At 72.7% G+C, this 17,473-nt stretch carries 14 protein-coding genes and 1 pseudogene; 3 read left to right on the top strand and 12 right to left on the bottom strand.

Annotated features, from left to right (window positions below; all coding sequences use genetic code 11):
* Window positions 1-44: 44 nt before the first annotated feature.
* Window positions 45-854 (top strand): SAM-dependent methyltransferase, encoded by an 810-nt coding sequence (locus GLX30_RS33470; RefSeq protein WP_159695391.1) that lies wholly within the window; start codon window positions 45-47, stop codon window positions 852-854.
* Between the two features lie 151 nt (window positions 855-1,005).
* On the opposite strand, the pseudogene GLX30_RS33465 reads toward GLX30_RS33470, so the two are convergent.
* Window positions 1,006-1,909, bottom strand: a pseudogene (locus GLX30_RS33465) (helix-turn-helix transcriptional regulator).
* Window positions 1,910-1,999: 90 nt separating this feature from the next.
* Window positions 2,000-2,233, bottom strand: coding sequence for a DUF397 domain-containing protein (locus GLX30_RS33460; RefSeq protein ID WP_159694648.1), 234 nt, complete (start codon window positions 2,231-2,233; stop codon window positions 2,000-2,002).
* A gap of 218 nt (window positions 2,234-2,451) precedes the next feature.
* Between GLX30_RS33460 and GLX30_RS33455 the strand changes: the two genes are divergently transcribed.
* Window positions 2,452-2,937: an ATP-binding protein gene (locus GLX30_RS33455; protein ID WP_244258378.1), complete on the top strand. Its 486-nt coding sequence runs from the start codon at window positions 2,452-2,454 to the stop codon at window positions 2,935-2,937.
* Window positions 2,938-3,031: 94 nt separating this feature from the next.
* Here the strand turns inward: GLX30_RS33455 and GLX30_RS33450 are convergent, their stop codons facing one another.
* Together GLX30_RS33450 and GLX30_RS33445 are read right to left on the bottom strand one after the other, a co-directional pair.
* Window positions 3,032-5,449, bottom strand: a complete 2,418-nt coding sequence (locus tag GLX30_RS33450) for a glycosyl hydrolase family 65 protein (protein ID WP_159694647.1) — start codon at window positions 5,447-5,449, stop codon at window positions 3,032-3,034.
* Between the two features lie 2 nt (window positions 5,450-5,451).
* Window positions 5,452-6,291, bottom strand: coding sequence for an HAD-IA family hydrolase (locus tag GLX30_RS33445; RefSeq protein WP_159694646.1), 840 nt, complete (start codon window positions 6,289-6,291; stop codon window positions 5,452-5,454).
* A gap of 367 nt (window positions 6,292-6,658) precedes the next feature.
* Between GLX30_RS33445 and GLX30_RS33440 the strand changes: the two genes are divergently transcribed.
* Entirely contained in the window at window positions 6,659-7,372 is a 714-nt protein-coding gene (locus GLX30_RS33440; RefSeq protein WP_244258377.1) for a PP2C family protein-serine/threonine phosphatase, read from the top strand.
* A gap of 52 nt (window positions 7,373-7,424) precedes the next feature.
* Here the strand turns inward: GLX30_RS33440 and GLX30_RS33435 are convergent, their stop codons facing one another.
* From GLX30_RS33435 to GLX30_RS33400, 8 genes are all read right to left on the bottom strand, one after another.
* Window positions 7,425-9,263 (bottom strand): SpoIIE family protein phosphatase, encoded by a 1,839-nt coding sequence (locus tag GLX30_RS33435; RefSeq protein ID WP_159694645.1) that lies wholly within the window; start codon window positions 9,261-9,263, stop codon window positions 7,425-7,427.
* 219 nt (window positions 9,264-9,482) lie between these two features.
* Window positions 9,483-11,198: a phosphoenolpyruvate--protein phosphotransferase gene (ptsP, locus tag GLX30_RS33430; protein ID WP_159694644.1), complete on the bottom strand. Its 1,716-nt coding sequence runs from the start codon at window positions 11,196-11,198 to the stop codon at window positions 9,483-9,485.
* Entirely contained in the window at window positions 11,195-11,473 is a 279-nt protein-coding gene (locus GLX30_RS33425; RefSeq protein WP_159694643.1) for an HPr family phosphocarrier protein, read from the bottom strand. Before GLX30_RS33425 ends, ptsP begins: the two co-directional genes overlap by 4 nt.
* A gap of 325 nt (window positions 11,474-11,798) precedes the next feature.
* The gene (locus GLX30_RS33420; protein WP_159694642.1) at window positions 11,799-13,838 is read right to left on the bottom strand and encodes a fructose-specific PTS transporter subunit EIIC; all 2,040 of its coding nucleotides are present in this window, start codon (window positions 13,836-13,838) and stop codon (window positions 11,799-11,801) included.
* Window positions 13,839-13,967: 129 nt separating this feature from the next.
* Window positions 13,968-14,915: a 1-phosphofructokinase gene (gene pfkB / locus GLX30_RS33415; protein WP_159694641.1), complete on the bottom strand. Its 948-nt coding sequence runs from the start codon at window positions 14,913-14,915 to the stop codon at window positions 13,968-13,970.
* On the bottom strand, window positions 14,912-15,673 hold the full coding sequence (locus GLX30_RS33410; RefSeq protein ID WP_159694640.1) for a DeoR/GlpR family DNA-binding transcription regulator: 762 nt from the start codon (window positions 15,671-15,673) through the stop codon (window positions 14,912-14,914). Before GLX30_RS33410 ends, pfkB begins: the two co-directional genes overlap by 4 nt.
* A gap of 114 nt (window positions 15,674-15,787) precedes the next feature.
* The gene (locus GLX30_RS33405; RefSeq protein ID WP_159694639.1) at window positions 15,788-16,522 is read right to left on the bottom strand and encodes a polysaccharide deacetylase family protein; all 735 of its coding nucleotides are present in this window, start codon (window positions 16,520-16,522) and stop codon (window positions 15,788-15,790) included.
* 5 nt (window positions 16,523-16,527) lie between these two features.
* Complete coding sequence (locus GLX30_RS33400) at window positions 16,528-17,388, bottom strand: DMT family transporter (RefSeq protein ID WP_159694638.1); 861 nt, start codon at window positions 17,386-17,388, stop codon at window positions 16,528-16,530.
* Between the last annotated feature and the right edge of the window lie 85 nt (window positions 17,389-17,473).

The raw sequence follows: 17,473 nt of genomic DNA, 5'->3' as shown, positions 1-17,473 counted from the left end.
GGATCCCACAGAACCGGATCTCCATCAACGCGGGTGAGGACTGGATGCAGAGTTCGTGGCGCCCCGACGCCATCGACACCAAAGTGCCCAGCGTGGCACGTATGTACGACTACTTCCTGGGGGGCGACGACAACTATCAGTCGGACCGCGACGCTTGCGAAGAACTTCTGAAGCAGGTCCCCAGCACGAAGACACTCGCCGTCAACAACCGCCGCTTCCTGCGCCGTGTCGTGCGGATGCTGGCGGCCGACTACGGCATCCGCCAGTTCATCGACCACGGATCCGGTCTGCCGACACAGGACAACGTCCACCAGGTCGCGCAGTCGATCGATCCCGGGTCCAGGGTCGTCTACGTCGACAACGACCCCATCGTGCTCGCGCACGGCCGGGCCCTGCTCGACGAGAACGACCGCACCACGGTCATCCAGGCCGACATGCGCGACACCGACGGTATTTTCGGCCACGAGGAGACCCGGCGGCTGATCGATTTCAGCCAGCCTGTCGCGGCTCTCTTCGTGTCGGTGATGCACTGCATCCCGGACGAGGACGATCCCGCCGCAATCGTGCGGCGGGTCGCGGAACGCCTGGTGCCGGGCAGCTTCCTCGTCGTCTGCCAACTGGTGAGCGACCGGCCGGAGATCCGCAAGTTCGTCACCGACTACATGGCACAGGCCACCGACAACCACTGGGGCAGGGTCCGCGAGGAACACGAGGTCGCCACCTACCTCGACGGCATGGAGATCCTGGAGCCCGGGCTGGTGGAGGTCTCCACCTGGCGCCCTGACAACGATCTGGCGCCGGTGCAGCAGACCGACGAATGGATCGAGTGGGGCGGGGTCGCCCGCATCCCGTAGCGACCGGCAGTAGGCGCAAGCAGCGGCCCGGCGAGCCGGCTCGAAGGAGCGAGCTCACCGGGCCGCCGCTGCCGTCGTCCGGGCGCACGGGCTCCGAAGGCACGCACGCGACACGGCAGATCACATGGCCCGGGGTCCGACGCCCGGGCGTTCAGAGGCTCTTGATGCGCTCTTCGAGCCGTTCCAGTGACTGCTTGGGAGTGAGGGCACACGCACCGAGCCGGTCGAGCATGTCGCGGTACTGCTCGACGGCCTGCGGCTTCTGGGAGAAGGTGCTGTCGGTCAGGTGCTCGATGTAGACCGCGTCCTTCAGGTCGCTCAGCGCGAAACGCAGATAGGTCACGCCTGTTCCCGACGCCGACGGAGGCGGTCACCTCCAGCGGCGCGACCTGCAAGGTCACCCGGGGCCGCTCCATCATCTTGACGAGGTGCAGCAGTTGCTCTCGCATCACGTGCGGTCCGCCCACCGTACGCATCAGAACGGACTCGTCGATCACGGCCCACAGGCGCGGCGCCTCCGGCGTGTCGAGCTGCCGCTGGCGCTCCTGCCGCAGCTCGACCCGGCGCCGCACATCGTGAGTCAGCAGGTGCCCCGGCCCCGACCGGACGACGGCCTCGGCGTACGCGGCGGTCTGGAGCAGACCGGGCACGTAGAAGGGCTCGTAGGTACGGATCGTCGCCGCGGCGCCCTCCAGGGCGACCAGCGGCTCGAAGAAGTCGGAGAGGACGTCGCTGAAGGAGCGCCACCAGTCGGACTGGCGGGACTGCGTCACCAGCCGCATGAACTCGTCGACCTGCTCCTGCGCCCCGACGCCGTACAGATTCAGCAGTGCCATCGCGTCGGCCGGCTTGCAGCCGTGGCGGCCCAGTTCGATCCGGCTGGTCTTGGAACGCGAGAAACCCAGCCGGGCGTCGACGTCCGCGGGGTCCAGTCCGGCGTTCACCCGCAGTTGGCGCAATTTGCCACCCAGGATCAGCCTGAGGGCGGTCGGGTTGTTCTCGACCGCTCCCAGCGGCCGGACGAACAACGACGGACTCGGTTCGACTGCAGCCATCAGGCGCTCCTGCGGAGAAATAGGGACGACGACAGTATCCAGCACTCGCGCGGCGAGGCCATGGGGAAGTCGCCCACTCACCGACTGTTTTCAGCCGATTACCGCGTCGAAACCTCCCTCACGGGCCCCCGCCACGAATCCCGCGAACTCGTCGCGCGTGCAGACGAGCGCCGGCCCGTGCGGGTCCCGTGAGTTCCGGATCGCGATCCGGCCGCCCGGCAGCGTCGCCATCTCGACACAGTTTCCCGTGGCGTTGCTGTGACTGCTCTTGATCCAGGTCACCGACTCCAGCGCACTGGCCTGCATTCCGTTGACGAACTCCATGCCCATCAACTCCTCACTCCTCGCACCCGTTTGGCCTGTACCCGCGGATGCAATCCCATCTGCAATTGCATCCGCGGGTCGGCTCGACAATACTCGCCCTGCGTCTGCTGTCGAACGGCAAAGCCTGCAGGGAGACATGACCAGTGACGACTCACATGCCGGCGCTCTCCGGAACCGATGCACGGCGTGGGTTCACGAGCGGTCTCACGCAATCTGGCGTGAAACGTCCGCCCGGCATGCCCACCGACGCGCCGGAGTACGCCACGGAAGAACCTGTCGTCCCCGGCGGCTTCTCCGCATGCGGGCTGGACGGCCGCCCGAGGAACGCTGGACAGGCGCGGAAGTTCGCCGCGAACACCCTTCACGGGTGGGCCCTGCGGCCGCTGGTGACGGACGTCGAACTGATCGTCAGCGAGCTCGTCGGCAACGCGGTCCGGCACGCCCTTCCGCCCGCCGCGCCGCGCACCGACGAGTACCCGGTCTGGCTCGGACTCTTCCGCTACAGCACCCACCTGGTCTGCGCGGTGACCGACCCCAGTCCGGCGCCGCCTCGCCTGGGTGATCCCGGCCCGGCCGCCTCGGGAGGCCGCGGCCTGCTGCTGGTCGACTCGCTGAGCGACAGCTGGTCCTGGCGGCCGGCACCTCCTGCGGGCAAAACCGTCTGGGCATGCCTGCCTCTGCCGGGACAGCAGGACTCCGGCTGAGCCACGACCGGCCGACGGCCTCCGACCGGTCGCCGCGGAGGCGGAGGTGCCGTACAGGACGAGGGCCCGTGCGCCCCGTTGGTGGGAGGCGCGGTCAGGGCGCGGGCCGGTGCCCGTCGTCGGGCAGCATCAGCAGCCGGGAGCCGCCCGGCTCGACCGACACCGTCCGGTCCGTGAGCCGCACTTCGATCGGTCCCCCGTCGGAGGCCGGCACGCCGATGTGCAGTTCTCCGGGCCGCATCCGCACCCTCACGCCCCAATGGCCGTGGTAGCGGACGGAGAAGCCGTACTCGGCGAGCTGTGGCGAGTGCACGGGGTCGAACCACAGCGCTCCGCCACGGGTCTCCATCCCGGTCAGACCACGCTGCACCAGGTCGAGCGTGCCCGCCATCGCCCCGAGGTGGATGCCTTCCTCCGTGGTGCCGCCCTGGAGATCGGCGATGTCGCCCTCCAGTGCCTCCTTCACGTAGGTCCACGCGTCCTCGCGCCGTTGGCGCGCCAGCAGCCAGCCGTGGACCAGGCCGCTCAGCGTGGAGCCGTGACTGGTGCGCTTCAGGTAGTAGTCGACCGTCCGGTGCCAGGTCTCCTCTTCGAGTTCATGGCCCAACCTCCGGAAGAGGCCCCGCAGTTCGACCGGCGAGAAGAGGTAGCCCAGCATCAGGACGTCGGCCTGCTTGGAGGCCTTGTAGCGGTTGACGCTGTCGTTCTCCGCCTCCAGCACCCGGTCGAGGCGGCGGATGTTCCCGTGCCGGGCGCGCAGGCCGTCCCAGTCGAGCTCCTCCAGGTCGCCGTAGCCGTGGAACTGGCTGATGACACCGTCATGGAAGGGTACGTACATCCGGCGCGACACCTCCTCCCAGCGGGCGAGCTCCCCGCGGTCGAGGCCGATGCGCTCGTACAGTTCACGGCGGCGCGGCTCCGGCAGTTCTCGCACCACCTCAAGGGCTCGGGCCAGCACCCACACGGCGGTGACATTCGTATAGGCGTTGTCGTCGAGCCCCGGCAGGCAGGAGCCGGGGTACCCCTCGTGGTACTCGTCCGGACCTACGACGCCGCGGATGCGGTAGCGCTCCAACTGCTCGTCGTACTGCGCGAATCCGGCCCAGAACCGCGCGACCTGGGTGAGCATCTCCGCGCCCTTGGTGTGCAGGAACTCCGCGTCGCCGCTCGCCTCGCAGTACTGCCACACGTTGTACGCGATGGCGGACCCGACATGGTGCTGGAGGCGGGAGTGGTCCGGCAGCCAGCGGCCGGACCGGGGATTGAGATGCAGCTCCTGTGTCTCCTCGCGGCCGTCGCTGCCACTCTGCCACGGGTACATGGCGCCGGTGTGACCGGCGTCGCGGGCCAGCACGCGGGCCTGTTCCAGCCGGCGGTAGCGGTACATGAGCAAGGCGCGGGAGACCTCGGGGAAGTGCAGGTTCAGATACGGCAGGACGAACAGCTCGTCCCAGAAGATATGGCCGCGGTACGCCTCGCCGTGCAAGCCGCGGGCCGGCACACCGACGTCGAGGTCGGCCGTGTGCGGGGACAGCGTCTGCAGCACATGGAAGAGGTGCAGCCGCAGAATGCTGCCCGCCTCCCCCGGCACGTCCAGCTCACCCCTGCGCCACAGTTGCCGCCACGCCGCCCTGTGCGACTCCAGCAGCGCCTCGAAGCCCGGCGCCCGGCCGACCCGGCCGACGGCCGCGTGGAGCGGGTCGCTGATCGCGGCGTCCCTCGAGGTGTGCAGCGCGACGGTCTTGTCGACCGTACGGGTGACACCTCCCGGGAGGGTCAGCCTCAGCAGCTGCACGGCACGCAGCGGTTCATGGGCGGTACGGGCCCGTTCCTCGTCGGTGGGCTCGTCGGCGACCGTGCGGGCCGCCATACCGATCCGGACGTCGGAGGTGGTGGTGCGGCAGCGCAGCCACATCGTGTCCGGCTCGCCGTCACCGGCGTTGACGTGGACGAGATGGCTGCCGTTGAGCTCCCGGTAGCGCGCCACGCCGCTGTTGGTCACCGCCCCGTCGAGCGCGGCCTCGACCTCGATGTCCCCCGACCAGCCTTCGGCCGTGAACTGGGTGCGCAGCACGGCAAGATGTGGATCGGCCATGTGGACCAGCCGAACCTGACGCACCGTGAGGGCACGGCCGTCCTCGGCCACGTAGCGCATGGTGCGCTCGAGGGTGCCCGCCCGCAGATCGAGGCTCTGGCGGTGTTCTGCCAGCGCCGTGCTGTCCGGGGTGAACCAGGCCGCGTCGCCGGCGACGCGGTAGAGACGGAAGCGCAGGGGAAGCCAGTTGGGCAGGTTGACCATGTCCTCGTTCTCGACCTGCCGGCCGGCGACGGTCGAGGTGAGACGGTTGTAGCAGCCCGCCGCGTACGTGCCCGGGTAGTGCGTGTCGTCGGCGGTGCACTCGGGGGCGGCTCCCCGTGTGGCGAAGTAGCCGTTGCCGAGCGTGCACAGCGCCTCGCGCAGGCGCTCGCGCGCGGGGTCGTAACCCTCGTACGTCCAGATCCACTCGTGCATCGTCAGTCCTCCGGGGGCGCTTCGGGCTGGGGAGCGGCCGGGGCTGTCGGGGGTTCCGCGGGGACGGCCGGTTCGCAGGGCCGGTCCCTGCCTGCGGGGAGAAGTTCGGCGAGGTCCCGTACGACGACGTCCGCGCCGTGCTCGAGCAGGGCGTCGCCCGTGCCCGGACCCGCCGTACGGTCCACCCCGATCACCAGGGCGAACCCGCCGCGTCTGCCCGCCTCGACGCCGGCCAGGGCGTCCTCCACGACGGCCGCCCGCTCCGGGGGTACGCCGAGCCGCCGGGCCGCCTCGAGGAACAACGCGGGCTCCGGCTTGCCCGGCAGCCGCAGGCGGGCCGCCTCCGCTCCGTCGACCAGGACGTCGAAGCACGGCAGGACCCCGGCCCGGGTGATCAGTTCCCGAGCGTGGCGGGACGCCGACACCGCCGCCAGCGGAACGGCGCGGTCCCTCAGCAACCGCAACAGCCGTGCGGTGCCCGGATAGGCGTCGATGCCCTGCTCGCGCAGCCGCTGGGTGAACAACCGCTCCTTGTACGCGGCGACGGCGCCCACCGTGTCCGTGCCCGGTGCATCGTCGGGGCTCCCCTTGGGCAGCCGGAGCCCGCGCGAGGCCAGGAACGCCGCGGCCCCGTCCTGGCGCGAGCGGCCGTCGACGTGGCGCAGGTAGTCGTCCCGGACGTCGAAGGGCCGGCGGGCCGCGGGGTCGTCCGGCGGGTGGACGCGCAGGCAGGCGTCGAAGGCCGTCTTCCAGGCCGCGGCATGGATCCGGGCGGAGTCGGTGATGACGCCGTCCGTGTCGAGGACGACGGCGTCGACACCGCGCCAGCGGGGCCCGGTCACGGCCGCGGGCCCGGATCGCCGAACCGGTCGGACGGTGCGGGACCCTCGCGTACGTCCATGTCTGTCCTCCCTGCTCAGTGGCCCCGCGGACGCGGGCGCTCTCGCCGCCCGGCGGTGGGAGCCACGCGATTAAGGATTGCCGCGTACCCCGTGTTCTGCGCGCCGAAGCCTGCGGCGTGCACGTGCCCGCGGGACGGTTCCGCACGCGCCGCGGCACCGCGACTGTTGTGGGCGCCCACGGGCGGACGACACCGCCGGGAGCTCCGTGCCTCCCCCGCCGCCATGAGTCGCTCCCGGGCGGGTACCCGCCGCGTGAAGAGCGGCCCGCCACGACACCGGGCGAAGGGCTTTTCGACTGTACGACCGGTTGAGGCACGCCACGGAGGACTTCCAGCGCAGGCTGCTGCCCCGGATGCCCCGCCGTGAGGACCTCGAGCTCGAGGCCAGGTACCAGCCCTCCACGGAGGCGCCGCGGATCGGGGGCGACTGGTACGACCTCGTCCGGCTGCCGGGCCGCGTGCCGTGCCTGATGGTCGGGGACGTGATGGGCCACGGCCTGGAAGCGGCCACCGTGATGAGCCAGATCAGCAACATGCTGCGGGTGATCGCGTTCGAGGAGGAGGAGCCTCCGAGCCGCATCCTGCGCCGGCTCGACGAGGTCCTGCACGAACTGCACGGCGGCCCGATGGCCACCGTCATCATCGCCAGGCTCGAGCCCAGCGCCCACGGCAAGCGGCTGTACTGGTCCAGTGCGGGACATCTGCCGCCGCTCGTGGTCACTCCGGACCACCGGGCCCGCTATCTGGAGACGGACACCGGCCTGCCGCTGGGCGTCGATCCGGCGATGGACCGCGAGGACCAGGCGGAGATCCTGCCGCCCGGCAGCACGCTGCTGCTGCACACGGACGGGCTGGTCGAGCACCCCCGCCGGTCCATCGACGAGGGGATGGCCGACGCCACCGGCATCGCGGCCGTGCGCGCCTCCGCCCCTCTGTCCGAGCTCTGCGACGCGCTCCTCGCCCACGGCCACTACGCCTTCCACGACGACGTCGCCCTCCTCGCGGCGCGCCTGGCCTCCTGACACGGGCCGGACGGTGACCGTCCGGACCCGGCGTACGGGGCGGCGCCCCGTGTCAGGAGGTGTCCCGCACCTCCGTGTCCTCCACCTGGGACCCGGGAGCGGCCCGATTGGGCGCGGCCGGGCTGCGCGAGTGCCGGCGCGGCGGCCGCCCGTCGTCCCGGCCCTCCCCGCGCTCCGGGATGCGCAGGGCGAGAAGGGCGACGTCGTCGCCGCTGGGTGACAGGCGGGTGAGGAGCTCGTCGCAGAAGTCCTCCACGTCCCGGTGGGCGAGGTCGGCGGCGTGACGGCGGAGCTGGGCGAGTCCGCCGTCGATGGAACGGGTCCGGCTCTCGACCAGACCGTCGGTGTAGAGCAGCAGAGTGGACCGGGCGGGGAGCTCCTCACGGGCGTCCGGCCACCCCAGGCCCAGATGCAGCGCGGAATCCATACCGAGGAGGGGTCCGTGGCCCGCCTCCAGGTAACGGGCGTGTCCGTCGTAGGTCACGAGGAGCGGCGGCGGATGCCCGGCGTTGACCCAGTGCAGCTGCCACGGCCCTCCCTCCTCGCCCTCGACCCGGGCGAAGACGGCGGTCGCCATGGGGGCGTCGCTGGTGTTCGTCATCGCCTCGTCGAGACGGCGCATGATGAGGCTGGGAGGTTCCTGCCGGTCCCAGGCGAGGGCGCGGAGCATGTTGCGCACCTCGGCCATGTGGGCCGCGGCCTTCAGGTCGTGACCCACGACGTCGCCGATGACCATCGTCGTGACGCCGTCGGCGAGGAGGAAGGCGTCGTACCAGTCGCCCCCGATCTCGGCGGCGCTCTCCGCCGGCTGGTAGCGGGCGGCCATCTGGAGGTGGTCCACCTGGGGCAGCGGCGTGAGGAGCTGACGCTGCATGGTCTCCGCCAGCTGCCGTTGCTGGTCGAACAGCTGGGCGTTGTCCAGCACCAGGCCGGCCCGGCGGCCGATGTCGGCCAGCACCAGCAGGTCGGCCTCCGTGCAGGGCGGACGTTCGCCTCTGCGCGCCACGGTGAGCGCGCCGAACACCTGGCGCGTGGTGCTCAGCGGCACCACGACCGCCGAGTGCCCGCCGAGCCGGTCGAACAGGTCCCGGTGAGCCCGCGCGAGTGGCGCCTGCGGGCCGAGGTCCGCTGCCTCCAGCCGCAGCGGCCGGCCGCCCCGCATCACACGGGCGAGGGCCGACGCGGAGGGTGTGTCCGTCAACGGCGGCAACGGACCCAGCAGCGTGTCCGGCCGTCCGTCGTCCTCCCGGCCGTGGTTCTCCCCTTCGTGGTCCTCGCACCGCACGACGATCCTGCGCAGGTCGTCGGCCTCGGGATGCGTACGAAGATCGACCACCGCCCAGTCGCCCAGCTCAGGCACCAGCAGACGCACCAGCCGGTGCAGCATCTTCGGGACGTCCAGGGTGGAGCTGAGCACCGCGGAGATCTCCGCGACGATCGTCAGCCGCTCGGTGAGCTCCTCCAGGGCCATGAGGTGCGTCGCCTGCTGGTCGGCGGCACGGCGCTGCAGGCTGAAGTCGTGGAAGACGATCACCGCGCCCTCCACCCTCCCCTGCCGCACCAGGGGCGTGGCGGCCCAGATGATCGGGACGGTCGTGCCGTCGGCCCGGAGGTAGCACTCGTCGCTTCCCTCTGCGGGGCTGCCGGTCTTCATCACGGACAGGACACGGCACTCGTCGCGCGGGATCGTCCTGCCGTCGGCCTGCCGGTGCAGCAGGTCGTGGAGGTCCTGACCGAGCATCTGCGTGGTGTCGCGGTCGAGGAGTCGGTCGGCCCAAGGGTTCGAGGCAGTGAGCCGCCCCGAGGTGTCGGTGATGAACAGCCCGGCACCCATGCTCTCGAACACGGCACGCAGGAAGTCGAGCTCCAGCGGCCGGTCAGCGCCGTTCACGCCCCACCATCCCCGGGTCGCCCGTTCCTCCTGCGCCGCACCGGCGCGGGCTCGTCCTCGACGGCCCTCTCGTCATGCTCGCATCCGGGGCGGCAGCGCGCTGCTCCACCGACCGGGCCGGGCGGGGACGCCGCGGGTAACGGCCCGCGCCCGGCCGGGCCGCGCCGGGGCGTCACGGGACCGGCGGACAGGCCCCCTGCCCGCCGGTCATGGGCAGGGCTACGCGAGCACTTCTTGCGCCGCAGCCTTCCGCACGGCCGCGCGCGCCGCCGTCGCGTCCGGGGCCGCAAGCGCTAGTCCGGCGAGCCGCCGGCAGTCGTCCAGGGTGTGCGCCGCCAGGGTGGCACGGACGTCACCCAGGCAGCTAGGCGCGGCCGAGAGACTGCTCACGCCCAGACCGACGAGGACCAGGGCGAGCAGCGGGTCGGCCGCGGCTTCGCCGCAGACCCCGACGGGGCGGTCGCAGGCGGCTCCCGCCACGGCGGCCGTGCGCACGAGCTCGAGCAGGGCCGGCTGCCACGGGTCCAGGAATTCGGCCAGCGTGCCCAGGGTGCGGTCGGCTGCGAACGCGTACTGGGCCAGGTCGTTGGTGCCGATGCTGAGGAAGTCGCACTGCCGGGCAAGGTCTTTCGCCCGCAGTGCCGCGGCAGGAACCTCGACCATGGCGCCTGCGGTCCGCAGTCCGTGGGCGCGCACCCGTGCCGTGAAGCCCGCTGCCTCACCGGGCACGGAGACCATGGGCGCCATCACCCATACGTCGGCCTCCGTGTGCTGCGCCGCTTCGGCGATCGCGGCGAGCTGCGTCTCGAGCAGCTCCGGGTCACGGCGCGAGGTTCGCAGGCCACGCACACCGAGGGCGGGGTTCTGCTCGTCGTCCGCGGTGACGAACGGCAGTGGCTTGTCGGCCCCCGCGTCCAGGGTCCGCACGACGACCCGGCGCCCGGGGAAGCCGTTGAAGACCGTGCGGTAGGCGTCCGTCTGCTCCTCCGCGGTGGGGGCCTGCTCACGGTCGAGGTAGAGGAACTCGGTGCGGAACAGCCCCACGCCCTCGCTGTCGGCCGCCGCGGCGGCGTTCAGTTCCTGCAAGGCGCCCAGGTTGACCAGCAGTTTGACCGCGTGCCCGTCGGCGGTCCGGCCGGGGCCGCTGACCCGGGCCGCGGCCTGGCGACGTCGTTCGTCCCGCGCGGCGGCCTCGGCGACGATGGCCGGGTCCGGGTCGGTCACGACCGTGCCGGACGCGCCGTCGACGAGCACGGGCGTGCCGTCCGTCAGCGCCGCGGCGGCGGCGCAGCCGACGACGGCCGGCAGGCCGAGGATCTTCGCGAGGATGGCCGTGTGGCTGGTCGGGCCGCCACGTTCGGTGACCAGGGCGAGAACCTCGGCCGGGTCGAGCAGAGCGGTGTCGGCGGGAGCGAGATCGTCCGCGACGAGGACGTACGGGTGGCCGGGTGCCGGCAGGCCGGGCATCGCGAGGCCCTGCACGGCCGCGACCGACCGGTGGCGGAGGTCGTCGAGGTCGGCGACGCGTTCGGCGAAGTAGCCGCCGGCCGCCTCGAGCGACGCGCGGAAGGCGCGGAACGCCCTGTCGAGCGCGTGGGCCGCGTCGGCCCCGCCGGCCACGAGTTCGCCGACCTGGTCGGCAAGCGTCGGGTCGGCGGCCATCATCGCCTGGGCGGAGAGAACCTGCGCCGCGTCGCCGCCGACCGCGGCCGCCCGCTCCTCCAGGTCCGCGGCGACCCGCGCGAGCGCGGCCCGGGCCGCTGCCGCCTCGGCCGGTACGTCGGCCGGATCCACGGTGCGCGGCGGCGGCAGCACGGACGGCTGGGCCATCCGGGCGACGGGCCCGGAGGCACTGCCGCCACCGACGCCGATGCCGTCGATCACCCCGGTGGCCGCGTTCGCGCGGGCGACGGAGGTCGTCGTGCCGGCGGTCACCGCTGCTCCTGGGCGTCGAGGTCGGCTGCGACGAGCGTGGCCAGTTCCTCGAGGGCGGCCTCGGCGCCGTCGCCTTCTGCCGACAGCACCAGGGGTTCCCCGTGCCGGGCTCCGAGGGCGAGCACCGACAGCAGGCTGCGGGCGTCGACCGGTGCCCCTCCGTCGCGGGCCACGGTCACCCTGACGGGCTGGCGGGCGGCGGCCTGGACGAAGACCGAGGCGGGCCGGGCGTGGAGTCCGGAGCGGGAGCCGATGACGACAGTGCGCTGGGGCATGGGGATGACACTCCTACGGGATGGGGGGCGAGGGCTTCCGGTCGTGTGTCCGCCGCGGAGGGCACAACGCTGGGCCGGTGGGCGGGTGGGCGGGTCCTGGCCCGGCGAGGGTCAGGGCATCCGTCCGCGGATCTGTCCGAGGCCTGTTCCCGAACCTGTCCGGGGCCTGTTCACGGCCCGGTCGCCGGGGGCCGGTCCCAGATCTGTCCGGGGACCTGTTCACGGACCGGTCCGGGGGCCGGTCCCGTCCCGCCCTCGGGCCTGCCGGGAAGCGTTCCGGCAGGCCCGGGACGGACCGGGCCGGGGGTTTCGGACGGCTGCGGCTTCAGACGGCGGCCGGGACCTTGGGGTCCGCGGCCTCGAGGACGGCAGGCGGCGTGGCCGCCGGAGCGGCCGGCTTGCGGCGGCTCTTGAGGAGGACCACCAGGGCGGCGGTGACCACGGTGCCGGCGGCGATGGCCAGCAGGTACATGAGTGGCCGGCCGATCAGCGGGACGACGAAGATGCCGCCGTGCGGTGCCCGCAGCGTGGCGCCGAACGCCATCGAGAGGGCGCCCGTCACCGCGCCGCCCGCCATCGCGGACGGAATGACCCGCAGCGGGTCGGCCGCGGCGAACGGGATCGCGCCCTCGCTGATGAACGAGGCGCCGAGGACCCAGGCCGCCTTGCCGTTGTCCTGCTCCGCCTTGGTGAACAGCTTCGCGCGCACGGTCGTCGCGAGGGCCATGCCGAGCGGCGGGACCATTCCGGCGGCCATCACCGCGGCCATGACCTTCAGGCTGCCGTCGGTGGGGGTCGCGAGGCCGCCCACCGCGAAGGCGTAGGCCACCTTGTTGACAGGGCCGCCGAGGTCGAAGCACATCATCAGGCCGAGCAGGACGCCGAGCAGCACGGCGTTTCCGCCGGAGAGGCCGCTCAGCCAGTCGGTCATGGCCTTCTGCAGCGAGGCGATCGGCTTGCCGACGACGATGAACATCAGGAATCCGACGACGGCGGCGGAGATCAGCGGGATCACGACCACCGGCATCACACCGCGCAGCACGGTCGGCACGTGAACCCGCTGGATCGCCATCACGACCGCACCCGCGATGAGACCGGCGGCAAGACCGCCGAGGAAGCCCGCGTTGACGGTGACGGCGATGGCGCCGCCCACGATGCCGGGTACGAGTCCGGGCCGGTCGACCATGCCGTACGCGATGTATCCGGCGAGGACGGGGACCAGGAAGCCGAAGGCGGCGCCGCCGACCTGGAAGAGCAGGGCGGCCCAGCTGGTGGCCTCCGTCCACACGAAGTGCTCGGCGACCGACGGGGCGCTGTTGATCTCGTACCCGCCGATGGCGAAGGCCAGTGCGATGAGAAGACCGCCCGCGGCGACGAACGGCACCATGTAACTGACGCCGGTCATCAGCCATGTACGCAGCCGGATGCCGAAGTGGTCGCCCGGCGCACCGGCGTCCATGGGGGCGGTGGTGGCGGCCGGAGCGGTGGTCTCGCCGCGCTCGGCCTTCGCCCGTACCTCTGCGACGAGTTCGGCGGGCCGGTTGACGGCCGCCTTCACACCGACGTCGACGGTGGGCTTGCCGGCGAACCGCTCCCGCTCCCTGACCTCCACGTCATGGGCGAGGATCACGCCGTCGGCTGCCGCGATCACGGCCGGGTCGAGGCGGGTGAAACCGGCCGAGCCCTGGGTCTCGACGACGAGTTCGACGCCTTCGGCCTGACCTGCCTGGCGGAGCGCCTCGGCGGCCATGTACGTGTGGGCGATGCCGGTGGGGCAGGAGGTGACGGCCACGATCCGGAACGGGGCGTGGGTCTCCGCCGTGACCGGCGGGCCAGGTGCCTCCGCCGGGTCCGCGCTGTCCGCGCTCTCCGCGCTCTCCGCGCTCTCCGCGCTCTCCGCAAGAGCTTGCTCGGGAGCCGGTGCCTCCTCGCCGCGGATCAGGGCCGCGACGGCCGCCGGGTCGTGCTCGGCCCGCAGTGCGGTGGTGAACCGGGCGTCCATGAGCCGCCGGGCTAGGGCGGAGAGAATCGTCAGATGATCGTCGTCGGCTCCCGCCGGCGCCGCTATCAGGAAGATCAGGTCGGCGGGCCCGTCCGGGGCGCCGAAGTCGATTCCCCCGGCACTACGGCCGAAGGCGAGGGTGGGGGCGGTGACGTGCTCGCTGCGGCAGTGCGGAATGCCGATGCCGCCGTCGAGGCCGGTCGGCATCTGCGCCTCGCGGGCCGCCACGTCGGCGAGGAAGCCGTCGAGGTCGGTGACGCGGCCGGCCGCGACCATCCGCTGCGCGAGGGACCGCGCGGCGGCCTGCTTGGTCTCGGCGGCCAGGTCGACGTCGACCAGTTCTGCGGTGATCAACTCACTCATCACGCGGCTCCTTGCTCGCGAACCGCCCGAGGGCGGTGGTGGGACGTGGTGGGCGGGGCCCGGCGCCGACACGGCCGCAGGGCCGCGTGCCGGTACGAGGGGGACGGCCGGCCCGCCGGGGACGGACGGTCATGACGCCGGCTCCCCGAGGACCCGATCGAGGGGGACGGAAGCGGTGACCGTCACCGCTTCCGTGTCCAGGTCGGCCGGTGACGGCATGGCGCTGCCCGGCAGTTGCACGGCGGCGGTGCCGTGGGCGACGGCGGCCGCCAGGGCGACGGGACCGGCGCCGCCCGCGGTGAGGAAGCCGGCGAGAGAGGCGTCCCCGGCGCCGACGTTGCTGCGGACGGCGTCGGCGGGGGCGTGGCCGAACCAGACGCCGGTGTCGTCGACGAGCAGTTGACCGTCCGCTCCCAGGCTGGCCAGCACCGCGCGCGCGCCCCGGTCGCGCAGTTCCTCCGCCGCCTTGACGGCGTCACCGACTGTGGCGAGGGGGCGGCCGACCGCTTCCGCGAGTTCCTCCGCATTGGGTTTGACCACGTCGGGCCGCTCCCGCAGAGCTGCGGTGAGGGCGGCGCCGGAGGTGTCGAGGGCGACACGGGCGCCGGCCCGGTGGGTGCGCGCCACGAGTTCGGCGTACCACTCATGACGGAGGCCGCGCGGCAGGCTTCCGCAGCAGGCGATCCAGTCCGCCTCCGCCGAGCGGGTGCGGACGGTCTCCAGCAGTGCCTCCGCCTCCCCCGCGGCGAGGTCGGGTCCGGCCGCGTTGACCTTGGTGAGGGTGCCGTCACGCTCGACGAGCGTGATGTTGACCCGGGTGGAACCGGCGACGGGGACACCGGCAGCCTCGATGCCGTGCTCGCCGAGCAGCCGGTCGAGCAGTGCGCCCTCCGGCCCGCCGAGCGGTACGACGGCGACGGTGCGGTGGCCGGCGGCGGCCACCGCCCGGGAGACATTGACGCCCTTGCCGCCGGGGTCGACCCGGTCCACGGCCGCGCGCAGCACGGCTCCGCGCACCAGGGACGGCAGTTCGTAGGTGCGGTCCAGGCTGGGGTTGGGAGTGACGGTGAGGATCATGCGCGGACGACCTCCGTGCCCTGCCGCTCGATGGAGCGGGCGTCGTCGGGGCTCAGGCCCGTGTCGGTGATCAGCAGGTCGACGTTCGCCAGGTCACCGAAGCGGGCGAAGTGCTGCTGCCCGAACTTGGTGGAGTCGGCCAGCAGGACGACCCGGCGCGCGGCGGCGATCGCGGCCCGCTTGACGGCCGCCTCCGCGAGGTCCGGGGTGGTCAGGCCGCCCTCGACGTCGAAGCCGTTGGTGGCGAGAAAGACGGCGTCGGCCTTGATCTCGCCGTAGGCGCGCAGGGCCCACGCGTCGACGGCGGCACGGGTGCGGTGCCGGACCCGCCCGCCGACCAGATGGAGGGCGATGCCGGGGTGGTCGGCGAGGCGGGCGGCGACGGGCAGCGCGTGGGTGACGACCGTCAGCCGGGACTCCACCGGGATGCCGGCCGCCAGTCGTGCGGACGTGGTGCCGGCGTCCAGGATCACGCTGCCGTCTCCGGGCAGCTCGCCCAGCGCGGCGCGCGCGATCCGTTCCTTCTCGTCGGCGGCGACCGTGTCGCGTTCGGCGAGGTCGGGCTCGAAGTCGAGGTTGCCGGCGGGGATGGCGCCCCCGTGCACACGCCGCACCAGCCCCGCCCGGTCGAGGGCCTTCAGGTCGCGCCGCACGGTTTCCGCGGTGACCTGGAACTCCTCGGCGAGGGACAGCACATCCACCCGACCGCTTTCGCGAGCCAGGCGCATGATCTCCTGCTGACGCTCCGCTGCGAACATGTGGTTTTACATCCGTTTCCATGACCGAGCCTGTGGTTTTCCCTGATGCTACGCACGAACCACGGGGAAGTAAACAGGTTCGGGCATGCAAACGGACAGAAACAGGCCCGAGTGTCAGCGAGTGGGCAGGCCGTGGTCACGGAGTCGGCCGACGGACAGACCGCGGGCCCGGCAGTCCGCCACGAGCGGGCCGAGCGCCCCCAGTGCCGCGCGCCATGCGCCGGAGGCGCCCAGCGCGTCGGAGTCGTGCAGCAGGACCGTCGCCCCGCCCTTCAGCGTCCTGTTCAACTCCGCGCGTACGCTCCCGGGCGTCGCCGCGGCCGTCCAGTCGCGGCCCCAGGAGGTCCACAGCACCGGGCGCAGCGCGTTGGCCCTGGCCGCGTACCAGCGCCCGCCGGTGAGGATCCCGTAGGCGGGCCGGTACCAGAGCGGCCGCTCCCCGGAGACCTCCGCGACCAGGTCCGCCGTCCGCGCCAGGTCCCGTGTGTCCCGCGACGGCCGCGGGTACCACGGCCGCTCGTGGTGCCAGCCGTGCACGGCCAGTTCATGGCCCTCTGCTGCCATGCGCCTGCCCAGTCCGGGGTGCTGTGCGAGCCGGCTGCCGAGCACGAAGAAGGTCGCCCGTACGGAGAGTTCGTCCAGGGCCCGCAGGAAATGCGGCGTGGTAGCGGGGTCGGGGCCGTCGTCGAACGTCAGCGCCACCCGGGCCCGGTGCCCCCGCCCGTCGAGGACCGGGGCAAGGGCGCCGCGTACACCGGGAAGCCAGGTCGCCGCGGGCCCGATGTGTGCGCCGGCGACGAGGAGCGCCGTGCCCGTCACCGCCAGGGCGGCCTTGGATCCACTGTTCATGGGCATCACCATTTCCCCGCACCTTCCGCGCTCTCCGGGTCCTCCGCCAGCAGCGGGGACCTGGCCAGTTCCACACAGCCGCCGATCAGCAGTCCGAGTGCCACCAGCTCCAGCGGCGTACGCCACCCCAGTTGCACGCTCTCCTGGAACAGCACCACGCCCAGCACCACGCTCAGCAGCGCGTCACCGAGCGTCAGAGCGGGCTGCGAGGCAGCCAGCGAGCCGGCCCGGAGCGTCACCTGGAGCAGCAGGAAGCTGCCCAGGCCGACGCCCATGGCCACGTACAACTGCCATGTCGCGAACACCGCGCCGACACCGTCCGGCAGCCGGCCCAGTGCGTCCTTCAACAGCACGGCGGTGCAGGAGAAGCCGATCGCGGTCGCGGTGCCCAGCACGGCCGCGCGCGGGGCGGACGGAAGCCGGACCGAGACCGCGACGAGCACGGCGACCGCGGCGGCGAGCGAGAGCCCGGCCCACGCCCAGTCCGCGGCCGGTACCGTCTCCCTGCCGCCCGACGGGGCGGCAAGTGCGAGGAACCCGCCCAGGCCGACCGCCATCGCCACGAAGGCCACCCGGGTCCGTGAGTCGGGTCGACGCCGGAAGGCGATGCCTCCGACCACCAGGGTGAACAGCAGCTCCGTACTCATCACCGGTTGCACTACGGCGAGCGGCCCCGTCGCCAGGGCCAGTGCCTGGAGGGCCCCGGACAGGACGAGCATCGCCGCGCCCCACATCCATCCCGGCCGGCGCAGCAGCGCCATGACTGTCGTACCGGCGGAGTCCGCGAGGGCCCGTCTCTGGAGCACCGAGGCCGCGGCGTTGGCGAGCGCGGCGAGCAGTGCGAGGCCGACGGACAGTGCCGTCATCGCGCCACGTCCCGCCTGTGCGCCGGGCGGTCCGCCCGACCGCTGCCGTCCGCCGGGCCCGGCACGGGGATCGAAGCGGCGCGGG

Source organism: Streptomyces sp. Tu 2975 (genome assembly GCF_009832925.1).
Lineage (GTDB): Bacteria > Actinomycetota > Actinomycetes > Streptomycetales > Streptomycetaceae > Streptomyces.
This window is presented reverse-complemented; position numbering and strand designations above follow the sequence as displayed.

Bases quoted from the DNA above. Each gene is read 5' to 3' on its own strand.
- pfkB (WP_159694641.1), bottom strand. From the start codon at position 14,915: ATGATCCTCACCGTCACTCCCAACCCCAGCCTGGACCGCACCTACGAA.
- GLX30_RS33410 (WP_159694640.1), bottom strand. From the start codon at position 15,673: ATGTTCGCAGCGGAGCGTCAGCAGGAGATCATGCGCCTGGCTCGCGAA.
- GLX30_RS33450 (WP_159694647.1), bottom strand. From the start codon at position 5,449: ATGCACGAGTGGATCTGGACGTACGAGGGTTACGACCCCGCGCGCGAG.
- GLX30_RS33405 (WP_159694639.1), bottom strand. From the start codon at position 16,522: ATGAACAGTGGATCCAAGGCCGCCCTGGCGGTGACGGGCACGGCGCTC.
- GLX30_RS33420 (WP_159694642.1), bottom strand. From the start codon at position 13,838: ATGAGTGAGTTGATCACCGCAGAACTGGTCGACGTCGACCTGGCCGCC.
- GLX30_RS33425 (WP_159694643.1), bottom strand. From the start codon at position 11,473: ATGCCCCAGCGCACTGTCGTCATCGGCTCCCGCTCCGGACTCCACGCC.
- GLX30_RS33460 (WP_159694648.1), bottom strand. From the start codon at position 2,233: ATGGAGTTCGTCAACGGAATGCAGGCCAGTGCGCTGGAGTCGGTGACC.
- GLX30_RS33400 (WP_159694638.1), bottom strand. From the start codon at position 17,388: ATGACGGCACTGTCCGTCGGCCTCGCACTGCTCGCCGCGCTCGCCAAC.
- GLX30_RS33470 (WP_159695391.1), top strand. From the start codon at position 45: ATGCAGAGTTCGTGGCGCCCCGACGCCATCGACACCAAAGTGCCCAGC.